Raw genomic sequence first — 16678 nt, forward strand, 5'->3', positions numbered from 1 at the left:
GCTTGGGTGTGGAGCAATCTTCTGCCGATTGATCCATAGCGTCCAAGACCGATATACAATGCAACGCATAAGTACTGCCTATAGATGGTGACCCCCATGCTGCTCCGACATCTGCGCTATTTGCTGGCGGTCGCCGACCACGGCGGTTTCACCCGCGCCGCCGAGGCGCTGCACGTCTCCCAGCCGACCTTGTCCCAACAGATCCGGCAACTGGAAGACACCCTGGGCGTCAGCCTTTTCGACCGAACCTCGCGCACGGTCAAACCCACCGATGCTGGCGAGGCCTACATCGAGTGCGCCCGACGGGTGTTGGTGGAACTGGCCGCCGGCAAGCGCGCGTTGCATGACGTGAAGGACTTGTCCCGGGGTTCGTTGCGGCTGGCCATGACGCCGACATTCATGGCGTACCTGGTGGGACCGTTGGTACGCGATTACGTGGCGCGGTTTCCGAACATCCAACTGCAGATTTTCGAGTTGTCGATGGATGACATCGAGGCCAGGTTGGCGGATGACTCACTGGACATCGCCATTGCGTTTTCCCAGGTGCGCAATGCCGACATCGAATCGATCCCGGCGTTTACCGAGACGTTGGGGGTCATGGTCGGGCGCGATCATCCGCTCTATGAAAGCAACAGCGGGTTGTCCGCCGAGGACCTGGCGCCGTTGGAGTTTGCGCTGCTGGCCCAGGACTTCGTCACCCGCACCCGCATCGATGAGTTCTTTGCCCAGGTGCAGATCACGCCGAAGGTAGTGATTGAGGTCAACTCGGTGAACACCTTGCTGGAAGTCATCCGGCACACGGCCATCGCCACTATTCTTCCGGAAGCCATCGCCACCCAGGACCGCGCGTTGCGCAAAATTCCGCTGCTGGGAAAGGCGCCCAAGCGCGGCGCCGCTCTGTTGCGGCGCAAAAACAATTATCACAGCGCGGCGTCACTGGCCTTTATGGACCTGGTGCTGGGAGCGAAATCAGTCATCCACTGACAGGCACGGGTTAGTGGGTGTCTTGCCAATGGGGGTCACGGTCACTGAGTCGTCATTGTCGAGGACGATCGACAGCGTGAGGCCTTGTCCTTTGGCTTCGAAGTGGTGATCGTCGATGGCTTTGCTCTCGGCTTCTTTGCCGTTGATCAACACCGGCCCGTCCTGATCCGCGTGGACGGGGATTTTTCCGGGGCAGTCGACATCGAAGGCGGGCATGTCGGGTGTACTGTTTGCATAGGCAACATTCACCAGTGCCAACAACAGCATGGACATCAGGGTACTTTTCATCGTTAGCCTCCAATGGTCGGTGGATAGACTTAACGATAGCTATGTTTGATGAGCACGAGAAAAACAAAAAGGCCCCGCTCGATGTGATGAGCGGGGCCTTTTTTATTGGGAGGGATCAAACCCCCATTGAGCAATCAGTAGAACCGGTCAATCACCCGAACTTCGTTGTGGTTCTGCATCGATGCCCACGCCTGTTTCAGCGTTTGCAGAACATTACCGATGAAGTCCTTGTCGGCCGCGGCTTTCTTGCCGACGTAGCCCTGGCCGCGACGGTACATCTTCAGTCGGGCGAGCAGGTGCTGGTTATACCTGTCGAACTCCGCTTCATGGGCGTGAGGCGACAGGCAGTCGATATGAACCTGGCCCGACTTGCTGATCCACAGAATATGGCTGTCATGGCTGTCTTTTTGGGCAGCGAACATACGAGCCAGTTCTTCGATAGTAGGTTGATTGTTCAGATTCATAGTAATGCCCCTTGACCATTTGGTGATCTTTCAAAGTTGATTCGCTAATACAAGTAGCCCATCGGTTAGTTGATCCCTGGCACCGAAACCAGGACGTCAGCGTTCAACCGCCAAATTGGCGAGGTCCCGCATCTGTTGCATGTAGTCTTGTTGAATAGCTGCTACGCAATAGCGTCACAACGAAGAGAAGCAGCGAAAACCTGGAGGCCACTGCCGACTTTTCAGAGTCGGCCACAAGCTTCATGAGGATTGATCGCCAGCGCTTCTCGTCCTTGTACTGGACGTTCGGGCCAGGTCAGCTTCTTCAATCTGCCTTGTGGGCAGCGTGTATCCGGGGAAAACAGCTCGGCGGTCAGACGAGCTTGCTCAAACATGTTGCTGTACTCCCGATCGGGGAGATGTCTGCATCATGCAAGGGCAAATCGGAGGCGTCAACGGTTTTGTAGTGAATATTTTAAGTCACTACATATTGTCCGACAAAGCCGTTTTGAATTAGAAAAGGACGGGGAAGCATTGGTCAGGCCAAAGGGGGCGGGGCCTGGAAGCGGTAGAAGGTACACGGATAACCGTCCACCTTACGCTGATGCACAGAGCACTCGATACCGACCAGTTCGGGCATGACCCGGGCCCAGAACCGCCGCGCAGGCAGGTTCGCATCGATGTAGAAAATTTGCCATTGACCGGGGATGCGGCTCAAGAGGGCAGACACGACAAACTTCCCGACACCTTGGCCACGAAAGCGTCGAGTGACAAACAGGTAGCCGATGTTGTGTTCGGCACCGTCCAGGTGGGTGTCGTCATCCACGGTCACAAAGCCGGCGAGCTCGCCATCGACGCGGATCAGAAAAGGCTGGGTCGCGGGGTGGCGCCAGTAACCGGGTTCGGGCTGGACCTTGAAAAAACCATGTTCAGCCAGTGTCAGCGGCAACCACTCGCTTAAGTCGTACACATAGAACTGCATCAGGTTTTCAATCGTTTCCCACTCGTCGCGCTGGGCGGCGTGCAGTGCTATCGAAGGCATGCTGACGGGCTCCTGTTCAAGCGGGACTACTCAGTGAATAGCCCCACTCTAGACTCGCTCGTCCATTCGAAGGGACCTTACGCTTTGCCGTAGTATTTGTGGGGCACATCGGAGAAGCATGCGCAATTCACCTTGAAACGAGGAGTGCCAGTCACTAAAAATCCATCAGGACTTGTGATCGCTGTCGGTTTCCGTGCGGGCCATCTGGTAAATGTGGTTAACCATCGCGAAGAAGATGCCAGTGGATAAACCGCACATGAGGATGCCGGTCAAGCCCTCGATCGGCGCGAGCAACCGCCATGGTTTTACCATCACCACCTCTCCGTAACCAATCGTCGCGTAAGTCACACCGGAGAAGTAGAAGGCCGTTTCGAGATCGGGCTGACACTTTTGCCACAGGTAAAACGCTGCCCAGATCGAAATTTCTACCAGATGGAGCAAGAGCAGGTAACAGGCCACCCAGGCCAACCGCCAGCTAATGGCCCAGAGCGTCGTCGGATGCGTCCTTGCCCAGCGATCCAGAGCCCTCAGCATCAGAGCCATACCCATGGCATGTACGATTACCGTACTGGCCGCCAGCCCCCAAGCGAAAAGGATGTTTGAAGACATCGGTGTTCCTCAAGGAGTTCAGGCCGATGTGGCCCCTGGATGACCTTGAGGCCATGCACTACTGCGGTACTTTCAGCACGTCGATCCAGGCACCCGGTGGTTGTTGCAAGAGCTTTCACTTCACTCTAGTTGATTGACGAGCAGGCAGCCAGGACGCGTAAACCCGCGGACGCACAGCAGAAGTGAGACGGATTTGGCCACCGGTAAAGCGGTGATAGGACATGTCCTAGTGCTTCTTCAGTGCTGAGCCTGGAAACGCCTTGGACATAGCGGTCGGCGCTGGGTGTTGCTGCTGAAGCACCCGGCGCATGAGGACAATGGACGCGAGGATGATGGGTACCCAAATGAACGGGCTGACCAGGAAAAAGTACGTGGCCTGAATCCCAAAGCCACCAAGCATGAGGCTGGTGGTGCCAGTGATCACACCAACCAGACTACCGCCAACGATCAGCTTCCACAGACCAAAAGCATTCTCACCGCCTGCGACGATACCAATACTGCGGAGCACTGCAAACACAAGCTTCCCAAGCAACGCGCCGGCAATTGCGCCAACAACTATGCCGGTAATGCCCGGCAGCAACATTTCGGTTGTGGTGCCGATCATGCTGGTCAGCACTAGGCCGATCGCCAACGTCGCAACGCCCAGGGTGAACTGGCGATAGTTTTTTAGGCGTTTGGCCATGACTGGCAGCAGGACGATTAGCGCCAGCAGGGGGAAGAATTTTAGAAGCAGGGGCATTGGCGCAATCGCAAGGCTGAGAGAGGGTCAGCATGATAAGCGAGGACTTGGTCTGCGAACATACGGTTAGCACAGGCCGTACCAGCGCCCCTAGGGCAATACCAGGAGTAACATCGCGCTCGACCGACCGGCACCATTGCGCGGGAGTAGTCTGGAAGCCGGCAGCCGAGTTGCCAAGCACACTCGCCCCATTGAAAAGTTGAAGCCTGCAATCGGCTCTGTGGAATTTCTCACAGGATTTCAGAAAAGCTGAAAAAGCTTTAGAACAACATGAAAAACTACGCTTTGCTCGCCGGTTTCGCGGCGCGTTTGGTGCCGGTCGATGGCTTGCGTTTGGCCGGCTTTCGTTTGTTCTTCCACGGTGTCGCACCGCGCCCGGCAGGGCTTGCCGGCCCGCTGATGGTCAGGCTCAGGCCGGCGCAGCGGGCGACTTGTTTGCTCATCCACGCAGCCTGCTTGGTAACGAATTCTTCCAGGCTCATTTCACCGCTCTGCACCATGTCCAGGGCCTGCTCCCAGATCGCCGTGGTCCCGGGATCGGCGATGGCGCGCGGCACGGCATCGATCAGGCTGAAAGCCGCTGGCGTCGCGGCCAGGGCCTTGCCGTTCTTGATCAGGTAACCGCGGTCGAGCAAACCCTGAATGATCGAGGCGCGGGTCGCCTCGGTGCCGATGCCGGTGGTGTCCTTGAGCTTTTGCTTGAGCAGTGGATCTTCCACCAGTTTGGCAACGTTCTTCATCGCCTTGATCAGGTCGCCTTCGGTGAACGGTTTCGGCGGTTGCGTCCACAGGTCCTTGAGTTTCACGTCGACCACCGCACAGTCGCGGCCCTCGGCCAAGGCCGGCAGTGTTTGCGGCGCCGGTGCTTCGCGGCCCTTTGCCGGGGCAAGGGCCTCGGGCAGGGCACGTTTCCAGCCGTGCTCGACGATCTGCTTGCCCACCGCACGCAGGGCTTCACCTGCACAGTCGAAGTCGGCCTGGGTCCGGTCGTATTCATGATTGGGCAGAAACTGCGCCAGATAACGCGCGCGAATCAGGGTGTAGACCGCGCGCTGCTTGCCCGCCAGTCGCTCAAGATTTTTTGCCGCAGCCGTGGGGATGATGCCGTGGTGCGCGCTGACCTTGGTGTCGTTCCAGGCCCGCGAGCGTCGCTGAGGCTCCAGGTGATCGTTCAAGGCATTCAGCGTCGGGTCGGCCTGGCGCAGCGCCGCCAGAATACTGGGCGCTTCGCTGTGCTGACTCACGGGCAGGTAGCCACAATCGCTGCGGGGATAGGTGATGACTTTGTGGGTTTCGTAGAGTGCCTGGGCAATATCGAGGGTTTCTTGCGCGCCGAGACCGAGCTTCTTCGAGCAGACTTCCTGCAACGTGCCCAGATCGAACGGCAGCGGCGCCACTTCACGCATTCGCTCGGTGCGCACTTTGATCACACGGGCAGTCGCCGCGCTGCCTATCGCCGCAGCAGCCTGTTGGGCAAGCGCCTGATTGAGGCAGCGATCCTGGTCGTCGCAAACCTCGGACGCCGCACGCCACTGGGCGGTGAACGCGGTGCCGTCGTGCCGTAACTGCACGTCGATGGCCCAATAAGCCACCGGCACGAAATCGGCGATGCTGCGGTCGCGATCTACCACCAGGCGTAAGGTGGGGGTTTGTACCCGACCGACCGGCAATACGCCTTGATAGCCTGACTGACGCCCTAGCAGCGTGAACAGCCGGCTCATGTTCATCCCGATCAGCCAGTCGGCCCGGGAACGCCCCAGCGCCGAATGATAAAGACTGAAGGTTTCGGCCCCGGGCTTGAGTGCCGCCAGGGCTTTGCGGATCGAGGCATCGTCCAGCGCCGAGAGCCACAGACGCTGGATCGGCCCGCGATACCGGCAATGTTCCACCAGCTCCCGGGCGATCATCTCGCCTTCACGGTCGGCGTCGGTGGCGATCACCAGTTCATCGGCTTCGCCCAGCAGCCGTTTGACGGCTTTATACTGGCTGGCCGTGCGCGGTTTGACAGTCATCTTCCACTTTTCTGGAATGATTGGCAGATCCGCCAGTACCCAGCGCTTGTAACGTGCGTCATAGGCATCCGGCGGCGCGGTTTCCAGCAGGTGGCCGATGCACCAGGTCACCGTGACGTCCGTGCCCAACCAGCAGCCGTCGCCACGACGCCTGGCGCCGAGCACCGCCGCAATGTCTTTGGCCTGGGAAGGTTTTTCACAGAGGTACAGCCGCATAACCACCATCGCTCATGAACAGTCGAGAGGCGGACAGAATGGCGTCTGATGAAGGATGGATCAATCTTTATCTGTATGGATGTACAGTTTGTGGGTTTCCGATCATTGCGATGGACCGGATCAATTGCCCTTGTAGGAGCGAGCTTGCTCGCGATGGAGGTGAACGATGACGCGTACTGTCTGGGAAAATGCGTCGCCTTCGAATTCATCGCGAGCAAGCTCGCTCCTACAAGGGGTGGTGTTTAATAGTTGAGGTTCACCACTGGCAGGTCCAGCTTCGCGTCGGGGTCGCGCCTGAGGATGGTCAGTAACGCGGCGGTAATGACGTTCACGTCGTTGTCGAATCCTCCGTGGGAAGTGTCTGCCTTGGTGCCCGCGCCATAGTTCATTTTGGGATCGTTGAAGATGTGCAGGGTTTTCGCGCATTCCTCCGGTAGCCCGCGGCCTGTCGCGGCAAAACCGGCTGGAATGGTGCTCCCCCCGTAAAACTGATTCCACTGTTCGGTCATGCTTTTCGCGGCGATGTTCCACTCGGACAGATCGGGGTCGCTGAAGTCCTGGAAGTCTTTATCCAGGGCTTTGGCCATGCCCAGCAGCGGCATGCGTTGCAATTCTTCGTAGGCACGGGACACGAGATACAGCAGTGACTTGTGGTACACGTTGATGACGTTGTCGTCCTGTTCGCGGTTGTCGGACATCATGTGGATGTGGAAATCCTCGCGCTTGAGCCCACCCGCCTCGATGACGTTGCGATAGGTCTGATTGGCGAAATCGAGGGTGCAGGCCGGGGCCATCAGCGTCGACGTTTCGATGGACAAGCTCCTGGCCCACAACAGTTGAATCAAGTGGCCATTGATCAGCGAGCCCGCCGAATGACCGATCAGGTGCAACTCGACGTTGTTGTTGCCCATGTCGGCGACGAGGTTTTTCAGGTTGTCCGCCATTTCCACCAGCCCGCGCGGCGTGAAGCCTGCCACGGAGGCGGCGTCGGCGTTCTGTTTCATCTGGCTCCACTGATCGCCGCCGAGTTTCTTGGTTGCCAGCTCCACCGTGCGGTCCAGGCCTTCCAGGGCCTTGTCCTTGATGTTCTTCAACGCGTCGCTGAGGCTGCCAGCTTCGGGAAACAGTCCCGGCAGGGTGTCTTGAACGATGTCGGCGAACGTTTCCAGCGCGCCGGTGCGCCACGTGACAAACAGCGGGTAAATGCTGTTTTCGAGGAAGTAGGGCGCCATCGCACAAATCCGGTTGATGGAGTCTTGCTCTGAATTGAGCCCGCCATGGGCATAGATGGCGATCCGCAACACCGTCGGTTTGCTGGCTGCCGGCAGCTTGTCGTACCAGGCGCGCGGGGACTCGTAGACGATGCGCCTGACTCCCGCCTGGACGTTTTCCACATCGGTGAGTCGGGGGCCGATACTGCCGTTGTTTTCAATCACGATGGTCAGTCCATAGGCCTGGTCCATGGTCAACAGCGGCGGGCCTTTGCGGTCGAGGTCGCGGGCGCTGGCGGTGAACAGCGAGACACCTTCGCGCTTGGCGCTGAAGCTCGACAGCGCGTTGCGAAACGGCGATCGAGCATCGATCCTGGCGCGTGCCGACGGGCCATTCGATAGCGCCCCGTGTTCGATCGGCACACCGAGGGCCACGGTCCAGGCGTCGGTGCCGTTGGCCAGCCAGTCCTCGAACGTCAGGATGGCGAAACCTGAAAATCCCCAGTCGGTTGACCAGGAGTTCTGCACAATGAACCCCTGATAGGTGTAGCCGATCAAGGCAAACGCGTGACCGCCCTGAGGCTTTGCCGGCCATTTGATGACGGGAAGCTCAGACATGCTCTTGAACACCACGGGCGGGTGTTTTTTGGCTTTGGGCTGCATCAGCGCCCAACCCTGATGCACATTGGCGGAAACGTACAACACGCCCGCTTCGTAGAGCGCCGCCATCATCGCAGTGACATCGTCTTTCTCGACGCGGTAATAGACCCCCAGCGGTCGAGTCATCGCGTCAATCGCCCAATTCTCGGCCGGCGCTTCGAACGCCGGTACCGAGCCGTCGGGTTTTACGGAGTACGGCCACAGCGCCTGCGCGCAGACGCCATGCTTATGCCATCCCTTCAAGGCACCCCGGCAACTGGAGCCGGTGTAGTCTTCACCGGGCCATTCGTCATACAGCTTGGCCAAATGATAGAGCTGACGCGGGCTGGTTTGGGTGGAGGCCCGGTCCCGCCGCCACAACAGATAGTTGACCACCGCCGCCAACCCGAACCCGGTGCACGCGCCTTCGTTGCCCTGGTAAAGCACCATGCCTTTAGCCAGGTAAGCCGAGAGTTCGGTCGCGATGTCTTTGTCGGCGGGCCAGGAGGGCGGCAGTGACTGCACGCGCGGGGTGAAAATGCGATCACGCAGATCCAGGCGATCCGGACGGGCGTCGAGGGTGATGATCTTTTGATCGAGAGCGAACTGTGTGGCCGGCATGTGGGGTCCCTCAAGCTGCTGAGACTCGTCCCCCCACGCCACGACTGCTCAACTGCCCAGTAGGGGTGTAAACGGTGTTATTGATCCTAGACGAAGTTTTACCGGGTTCGAGTGTTTCGCCCGTTTCCAGGCGAGTGGCAATCCCGTTCGGCTGCGAAGCCGTCGTGATTGTGAATTCTGGGTTATACCTGACAGTCGTGGTCTCTGGTTTTGGGGCTGTTGCGCAGCCATCGCGGGTAGTGTAGGAGCGAGCCTGCTCGCGAAGGACGTTAACGATAACGCGTTCTTCCTGAATAAACGCGTTGCTCTCACGCCTTTCGCGAGCAAGCTCGCTCCTACACAGGTTCATTAGCATCATGAGGAACGTATTCCATGAAAAGCTCCGGTCCTAGTCCTGTCATCACCATCGCCGAGCAGCCAGGCTGCCTGTTGGTGAAGTTTCACGGTATCCAGGTGGCCGCGTCTGCACGCGCGCTGGTGTTGCTCGAGGCCAACTATCCGCCGGTGTATTACGTTCCGCGGGAAGATATCGACGAAAAGTATTTTGCCATCACCGATCACACCAGTTATTGCCCCTACAAGGGCGATGCCACCTATTTCAGCTTGCAAGTCCCGGGGCATGAAGGCGCCAATGCGGTGTGGAGCTATGAAAACCCCAAAGTGTCGGTAGAGCAGATCAAAAAGTACGTGGCGTTCTATCCCGATCAAGTGAAGTTTGAACTCCTCGACGCCGAGGTCTGACACTCGCTTTTTCAGCCGATAACGAAGCTGCGGTTGTTATCGAACAGCACCCACCAGCGTGGACTCATCAATCTGACCAATCGAGGTCACACCGGTCAGGGTCATGGCCACGCGCATTTCCCTGGCGAAAATGTCCAGCATGTTTTCCACTCCGCGTTGACCATCGGCGGCCAACGCGTAGGCCATCGAACGCCCCAGTAATACGCCTTTCGCGCCCAGCGCCAACATCCGCACGACGTCAAGCCCCGAGCGGATTCCCGAGTCGACCAGCACCGTCAGATCATTACCCACCGCTTGCATGATGGGCGGTAATGCCCGGGCGGTGGAGAGCACGCCGTCCAGCTGCCTGCCACCGTGGTTCGACACCACAATGCCATCCGCGCCAAAGCTGACGGCGTCTCTGGCGTCTTGAGGGTCGAGAATGCCTTTGATGATCATCGGGCCTTTCCAGAAATCACGAATCCATTCCAGATCGCTCCAACTGATCGAAGGGTCGAAGTTATTGGCCAGCCAGCCCATGTAGTCTTCGAGCGTGACGGCTTTGCCGAGGTATTTCGATATGTTGCCCAGGTCATGTGGGCGCCCCATGACGCCGACGTTGAATGCCCAGTCGGGTTTGGTCATGGCCTGTAAAATTCGTCGCGATGCCGCAAATGGGCCAGACATCCCCGAGTGCGCATCCCTGTAGCGGGCGCCGGGGGTGGGCATGTCGACGGTAAACACCAGGTTCTTCACACCGGCGGCCTTTGCACGCTCCAGTGCATTTTTCATGAACCCTCTGTCCTTCAGCACATACAGCTGAAACCAGATGGACTGTTGGCTTTGGGTCGAGACTTCTTCGATCGAACACACCGAGACGGTTGAGAGGCAGAGGGGAATGCCTTTATTTTCCGCCGCTTTGACGGCCTGCACTTCGCCACGGCGGGCGAACATGCCGGTCAGGCCGACCGGCGCCAGTATGATTGGCATTGAAAGGGGTTGGTTGAAGAGGGTGGTTTCGAGGCTCAGGGTTTCGACGTTTTTCAGGATGCGCTGGCGTAGGCTGATTTCTGTCAGATCGGCGCTGTTGGCCCTTAGCGTATGTTCTGCATAAGCTCCACCATCAATGTAATCGAACAGGAAGCGGGGGAGTTTGCGGCGTGCGGCCTCGCGGTAGTCGGATGCAGATGAAATGATCATGGTGCCTCGGTCTGGTGAGTGGCGGGGCTATGGATCAGGTCAGATTAGCGAAAACGGCCCGCTTTGCGATCATGCCGATCACTGTAGGAGCGAGCTTGCTCGCGATGGACTGGAGAGCAACGCGTTTAGCCAGTAAACACTCGTTATCGTTAACGACCATCGTCGGAACGCCGCCCGGAGCAAGCTCGCTCCTACAGTACGGTGGGCGGCTGGTCAGTTGGTATGCAGATCCACGTTCCTGGTCTCACGCAAACAGATCAGCCCCACCACCAGGCTCACCCCGGTAATCACCACCGGGTACCAAAGCCCGTAGAAAATGTCCCCGGTGTACACCACCAACGCAAAGGACACGGTCGGCAGAAACCCCCCAAACCAGCCATTGCCAATGTGGTATGGCAGGGACATCGAGGTGTAGCGGATACGGGTCGGGAACAGTTCGACCATCAGCGCCGCCAGCGGTCCGTAGCACATGGCGGAGATGATGATCAGCGCCACAATCAGCGCGACAATCATCGGCTTGTTGATCTGCTGTACGTCGGCTTGTGACGGATACCCGGCCAATGTCACCGCACCGCGCAAGGCCGCTTCATCAAAGCCATCGAGCTTCACGTCGCCGACGCTGACCTGCACACCGCTGCCGGCAGGTGCCGCTGCGCTGGAGTAAGGCAGGCCCTGTTTCACCAGGAAGGTTTTGACCTTGTCGCACGGGCTATCAAATTTAGCCTTGCCCACCGGGTCGAACTGGAAGGTGCACGTGGCCGGGTCGGCCATGACAGTGATCGGTGCCTGACGGCTCGCCTGGTCGATGGCTGGATTGGCATAGTGAGCCAGGGTTTTGAAGATCGGGAAGTACAGCGCGGTAGCCAGCAGCAGGCCGATCATCAACACCGGTTTGCGCCCGACCTTATCCGAGAGCCAGCCAAAAAAGATGAAGAATGGCGCGCCGATGATCACGCTCACGATCAGCAAGCTGTTGGCCAGGGCGGGGTCCATTTTCAGGAATTGCGTGAGGAAGAACAGCACGTAGAACTGCGCCGCATAAAACGTTACGGCTTGCCCGGCGTTGATGCTGAACAGGGCGATCAAAACGACTTTGAGGTTTTCCCATTTACCGAAGGAGTCACGCAGTGGCGACTTGCAGAGTTTGCCTTCCGCTTTCATTTTCACGAACGCGGGCGACTCGTGCAGGCTCAGGCGAATCCAGGTCGAGATGCCCAGCAGAATGATCGAAAACAGAAACGGAATCCGCCAGCCCCAGACTTCGAATTGGTCACCGGTGAAGTAGCGGCACCCCAGTACCACCAGCAGCGACAGCAGCAGCCCGAGGGTCGCGGTGGACTGAATCCAGCTGGTGTGCAAACCACGTTTTCCGATCGGCGCGTGTTCCGCGACATACGTCGCAGCACCGCCGTACTCACCGCCCAGGGCCAGGCCCTGAAGCATGCGCAGCATCACAAGGATGATGGGCGCGGCGATGCCGATGCTGGCGTAGGTCGGCAATAACCCGACGCAGAACGTCGCAAGACCCATGAGGATGATGGTCGCGAGGAAGGTGTATTTGCGCCCGATCATGTCCCCCAGCCGACCGAACACCAGCGCGCCGAACGGCCTGACGATGAAACCGGCGGCGAAGGCCATCAGCGCAAAAATGAACGCGGTGGTGTCGTTGACCCCGGCAAAAAATTGTTTGCTGATCACCGCGGCGAGCGCGCCATAGAGGAAGAAGTCGTACCACTCGAACACCGTCCCGAGTGACGAAGCGAAGATGACTTTTTGCGTGTCTTGGCTGGTGCCCGCGCTCCGCACGGTTTCCAGAGGCTGAACATGTTCTGACATTGCGTTATCCCTCACAGTGATCGTTTTTTTGTTCCACTGTCGGCGCCGGTCTTGTGGGTTGGCGCCGCTACTTCAATGTATCGGGTGTACTTGTTCCTTGTAGGAGCGAGCTTGCTCGCGAAGGTGTGTCAGCTGCATGGGTGTCAACTGACACACCTTCGCGAGCAAGCTCGCTCCTACAGATTCCGTGTCCGGGTTCAAGTGTGGGTGACCCGTTCCTTTTTCGGGGTGATGATTCTTGTGTTGGGGTTGAGGATGAGTTGCGCGGCTTTTTCGGCAATCATCAACGTAGGCGAACAGGTGTTGCCCGAGGTGATGCGCGGCATGATCGAGGCATCGGCGATGCGCAGGCCGGGGATGCCGTGGACGTTGAGTTGCGCATCGACCACGGCGTTCGCGTCATGGCCCATGCGGCAGGTGCCGACCGGATGAAAAATCGTCGTGCCGATCCGCGCGGCGGCTTCGTGCAGTTGTTCCTCGCTTTGCAGGCTGTCACCGGGCAGGTATTCCACCGGTTTGAAGGCTTGCAGGGCCGGCGCGGCGACGATGCGGCGGGTCAGGCGAATCGCGTCGGCAGCGACGCGCAAGTCTTCTGGGTGGCTCAAATAGTTGGGCTGGATAAGGGGTGCCGCTTGTGGATCGGCACTGCGGATTTCCACTCGGCCCCGACTGTACGGCCTAAGATCACAGACCGATGCAGTGAAGGCAGGGAAGGGGTGCAGCGGCTCGCCGAACCGTTCCAGCGACAAGGGCTGCACGTGATACTCCAGGTTCGCCGAGGTCTGTTCCGGCCCCGAGCGGGCAAAGGCACCGAGCTGACTCGGCGCCATGGACAGCGGCCCGCTGCGGTTATAAAGGTAGCGCAGGCCCATGCCCATCTTGCCCCACAGGCTGTTGGCGATCTGGTTCAGGGTGCGGGCGTTTTCGAGCTTGTAGATCAGCCGCAGTTGCAGGTGATCCTGCAGGTTGCCACCCACCCCTGACAATTCATGAGCCACGCCGATACCGAGTTTTTCCAGCAGCGGGCGAGGGCCGATGCCGGAGCGTTGGAGAATGGTGGGCGAACCGACGGAGCCTGCGCAAAGGACGATTTCCTTGCGCGCCTTGAAAGACTTCGCCTGGCCTTGCCTGCGTGTGGTGACCGCTGAGGCACGACCATTTTCCAGCAGTACGCGGTCGACTTCGACGTCGGTCAACACGGTGAGATTGGCACGGTGACGGATGGGTTTGAGAAACGCCTTGGCCGCATTCCAGCGAATCCCGGCTTTCTGGTTGACCTGAAAGTAGCCACATCCTTCGTTGTCGCCCAGGTTGAAGTCATCAATGCTGGCGATGCCACTTTGTTCGGCTGCGCTGCGAAAGGCATCCAGTATCGGCCACGACAGACGCTGGCGCTCGATCCGCCATTCGCCGGCAGCACCGTGAAACGCCGATTCACCAGCAAAATGATTTTCGCTTTGTTTAAACAGCGGCAGAACGTCTTGCCAGCTCCAACCGGGATTGCCATCGGCGGCCCAACCGTCGTAGTCGCTGGCCTGGCCGCGCATGTAGATCATGCCGTTGATCGAGGAACAACCGCCCAGCACTTTACCGCGCGGGTAACTTAGGGCACGACCTTGCAGGCCGGGTTGTACTTCGGTCTTGAAGCACCAGTCGGTGCGCGGGTTGCCGATGCAGAACAGGTAACCCACGGGGATGTGAATCCACGCGTAGTTGTCCCGCCCGCCGGCTTCGAGCAGCAGCACCCGGTGTTGCGGGTTGGCCGATAGCCGATTGGCCAGCAAACAGCCTGCCGGCCCGGCGCCGACCACGATGTAGTCGTATTCATCCAGAGAAGTCTGCATCCCTGACCTCGTCTTGTTGTTCTTGTTGTCAGTCATCCTAGTTGTTAGCTTTCGTTAAAAGAATGTTAGTTTTTACGCAGCCGCTGTGCGTTTTTAAACAATGCAGCCCTAAGGACGATTCATGTTTGACTGGAATGACCTGCGGTTTTTTCTCGAACTACAGCGCAGCGGGCGTTTGCTGACGGCTGCCCGCCGTTTAAATACGACCCACGCCACCGTGGCCCGGCACATCGAGGCCATTGAAAAGAGCCTCGGCACCGCGCTGTTTGTTCAGCATGCCCAAGGTTACGAACTGACCCCGGCCGGCGATGCGCTGCTCAAACACGCCGAAGCCATGGAAAACGTCGCACTGCTGGCTCAAGAGGAAATCACCCAATCGAGTGCGCCACTGGGCAAGATTCGCGTGGGTGTGACTGAGGGGCTGGGCATCATGTTCCTCGCCAGTCGCATGAAGGGTTTGTTCGAACGCTATCCGGGGCTGGAAGTTGAACTGGTGGCGGTGCCGCGCTTTGTCAGCATCCTCAACCGCGAAGCCGAGATCAGCATCCACCTCGAACGCCCGGCGGCCGATATGCTGGTCACCCGAAAACTGACTGACTATCGCCTGGCGCTCTACGCCAGCCAGGCCTATCTGGACCGCTCGCCACCGCTGCGCAGCCGCGAAGACCTCGGTCGTCATGCCTGGATCGGTTACGTCGACGACTTGCTGTTCAGCCAGGAGCTGATGTTCCTCAACAGCTTCTGTCGCAATCCGCAGGTGGTCTTTCACAGCACCAGCGTCATCGCCCAGCAGCAGGCCGCTCGTTCGGGGTTGGGGATTGCGGTGTTGCCGTGCTACATGGCTAGCGCGGATCCGGAGTTGGTGCCGCTGTTGCCGGATGAAAGTGTTCAGCGCAGCTACTGGATCAGCACCCGCCGCGAACTGCACAAGTCGGTGCGGCTGCGGGTGCTTTGGGATTATGTGGTGGAGTTGTGTGAGCGGGAGCAGGGGTTGTTGAACGCTGGCGCTGTTTAGGAGAGGGGATGGGGGGCAGGCAGATCAAGATCAACAGCCAAAGCAACGGCAAAGCTCAAGAGCTTCGCGAGCAGGCTCGCTCCCACAGGGGGGGTGTGTCAGTCGGCGTCAACGTCGCTGATAGATCATCGCGAGCAAGCTCGCTCCTCCTGTGGCTCGGCGTATGGCTTTTGATTCTCACCACTCATCAGACCGAGCGTTAGCTCGCCTTCAGCTTTTGATCTTGAGGCACCGCCCCTCGAGAGGCGCTACCAAAAAAAACGGGTATACACACAATCAAACACGAAAACCACCGCCAGCCACCGCCCATAACCACCACAAAGAAAATGTCATGACTCGGCACCAAGCAACTCCACAGGATAAGAAAACACATATCCTTCGCTACGCACGGTTTTGATGTAAGTCGATTCCCGAGGGTCATCCATCAATCGTTGACGCAAACGGCTCACCAGCAAATCAATGGAGCGGTCAAACAGATCGGCATCGCGCCCCTGGGTCAGGTTCAGCAACTGGTCGCGGCTGAGTACCCGTTGCGGATGATCGAGAAACACCCGCAACAGTCGGTATTCGGCACCGCTGAGAGCGACCATTGTCCCGTCTTCGTCCAGCAAGTGGCGTGCGCTGGTGTCCAGGCGCCAGCGGCCGAAACCGAGCAGTCGGCCGCTTTCAGTAATCAGCAGGTTCGGCGGCAGCATTCGCGTACGGCGCAGCACGGCGTTGATCCGCGCCAGTAGTTCGCGGGCGGCGAAGGGCTTGGTCAGGTAATCGTCGGCGCCCATTTCCAGGCCCAGGATTCGGTCGGTTTCGTCGCTGCGTGCGGTGAGCATCAGGATCGGCGTGGCTTTGTGCTTGCCCGAGCGCAATTCGCGGCACAGCAACAGACCGTCATCGCCGGGCATCATGATGTCCAGCACGATCAGATCCACCTGATTGGTTTCCAGAAAGCTGCGCATCTGCCGACCATCGGCAACCACGGTGCTGCGCAGGCCGTTCTTCTTCAGGTAATTGCCAACCAGTTCGCGGATCTGGCGATCGTCATCGACGATCAGGATGTGGTTCACATGGTCCATTGCTCAACCCTCTTGTTACTCGCACGTTGCGCGTTCCAAGGCGCCACGGTGCACCTGCCCATGGGTTTTGTATCGCATTGTATCCGCAGCCCCGTGGGACACCTTACGCCTTAATAACAGCGTTTTACGACACATGCCGGATACCTCGGATCGATTGAATGGGTTCCATCGAGATGCGTCCACTACCCT

General features: G+C 58.7%; 15 protein-coding genes. 3 read left to right on the top strand and 12 right to left on the bottom strand.

The features are described from left to right. Positions 1-96: 96 nt before the first annotated feature. Positions 97-984: a transcriptional regulator CynR gene (cynR, locus tag AC1MDT_RS04350; RefSeq protein ID WP_480420856.1), complete on the top strand. Its 888-nt coding sequence runs from the start codon at positions 97-99 to the stop codon at positions 982-984. Here cynR and AC1MDT_RS04355 read toward each other — a convergent pair. The 8 genes from AC1MDT_RS04355 to AC1MDT_RS04390 form a co-directional block, all read right to left on the bottom strand. Continuing rightward, on the bottom strand, positions 970-1272 hold the full coding sequence (locus tag AC1MDT_RS04355; RefSeq protein ID WP_480420857.1) for a hypothetical protein: 303 nt from the start codon (positions 1270-1272) through the stop codon (positions 970-972). The genes cynR and AC1MDT_RS04355 overlap by 15 nt on opposite strands. Before the next feature lie 134 nt (positions 1273-1406). Then, a complete protein-coding gene (locus AC1MDT_RS04360; protein ID WP_480420858.1) occupies positions 1407-1736 on the bottom strand; it encodes a hypothetical protein in 330 nt (109 codons plus the stop codon). A gap of 221 nt (positions 1737-1957) precedes the next feature. Then, positions 1958-2110: a hypothetical protein gene (locus AC1MDT_RS04365; protein ID WP_480420859.1), complete on the bottom strand. Its 153-nt coding sequence runs from the start codon at positions 2108-2110 to the stop codon at positions 1958-1960. 143 nt (positions 2111-2253) lie between these two features. Next, positions 2254-2757, bottom strand: a complete 504-nt coding sequence (locus AC1MDT_RS04370) for a GNAT family N-acetyltransferase (RefSeq protein WP_480420860.1) — start codon at positions 2755-2757, stop codon at positions 2254-2256. Between the two features lie 165 nt (positions 2758-2922). Next, positions 2923-3366, bottom strand: coding sequence for a potassium channel family protein (locus tag AC1MDT_RS04375; RefSeq protein WP_480420861.1), 444 nt, complete (start codon positions 3364-3366; stop codon positions 2923-2925). 226 nt (positions 3367-3592) lie between these two features. Next, entirely contained in the window at positions 3593-4105 is a 513-nt protein-coding gene (locus tag AC1MDT_RS04380; RefSeq protein ID WP_480420862.1) for a hypothetical protein, read from the bottom strand. A gap of 278 nt (positions 4106-4383) precedes the next feature. Beyond that, entirely contained in the window at positions 4384-6333 is a 1950-nt protein-coding gene (locus AC1MDT_RS04385; protein WP_480420863.1) for a DNA topoisomerase III, read from the bottom strand. A gap of 242 nt (positions 6334-6575) precedes the next feature. Further along, a complete protein-coding gene (locus AC1MDT_RS04390; protein WP_480420864.1) occupies positions 6576-8804 on the bottom strand; it encodes a C1 family peptidase in 2229 nt (742 codons plus the stop codon). Between the two features lie 372 nt (positions 8805-9176). Between AC1MDT_RS04390 and AC1MDT_RS04395 the strand changes: the two genes are divergently transcribed. Next, positions 9177-9545, top strand: coding sequence for a DUF427 domain-containing protein (locus tag AC1MDT_RS04395; protein WP_480420865.1), 369 nt, complete (start codon positions 9177-9179; stop codon positions 9543-9545). A 36-nt stretch (positions 9546-9581) separates the two neighbouring features. Here the strand turns inward: AC1MDT_RS04395 and lldD are convergent, their stop codons facing one another. From lldD to AC1MDT_RS04410, 3 genes are all read right to left on the bottom strand, one after another. Beyond that, positions 9582-10724: an FMN-dependent L-lactate dehydrogenase LldD gene (gene lldD, locus AC1MDT_RS04400; RefSeq protein ID WP_480420866.1), complete on the bottom strand. Its 1143-nt coding sequence runs from the start codon at positions 10722-10724 to the stop codon at positions 9582-9584. Positions 10725-10937: 213 nt separating this feature from the next. After that, positions 10938-12560, bottom strand: a complete 1623-nt coding sequence (locus AC1MDT_RS04405; RefSeq protein WP_480420867.1) for an MFS transporter — start codon at positions 12558-12560, stop codon at positions 10938-10940. 197 nt (positions 12561-12757) lie between these two features. After that, complete coding sequence (locus AC1MDT_RS04410) at positions 12758-14404, bottom strand: GMC family oxidoreductase (protein WP_480420868.1); 1647 nt, start codon at positions 14402-14404, stop codon at positions 12758-12760. Between the two features lie 121 nt (positions 14405-14525). Here AC1MDT_RS04410 and AC1MDT_RS04415 point away from each other — a divergent pair, with 121 nt between their 5' ends. Further along, positions 14526-15419: a LysR family transcriptional regulator gene (locus AC1MDT_RS04415; protein ID WP_480420869.1), complete on the top strand. Its 894-nt coding sequence runs from the start codon at positions 14526-14528 to the stop codon at positions 15417-15419. A 329-nt stretch (positions 15420-15748) separates the two neighbouring features. Here the strand turns inward: AC1MDT_RS04415 and AC1MDT_RS04420 are convergent, their stop codons facing one another. After that, complete coding sequence (locus AC1MDT_RS04420) at positions 15749-16489, bottom strand: response regulator (protein ID WP_480420870.1); 741 nt, start codon at positions 16487-16489, stop codon at positions 15749-15751. Positions 16490-16678: the final 189 nt, after the last annotated feature.

This window comes from Pseudomonas sp. ASL7 (genome assembly GCF_056680375.1).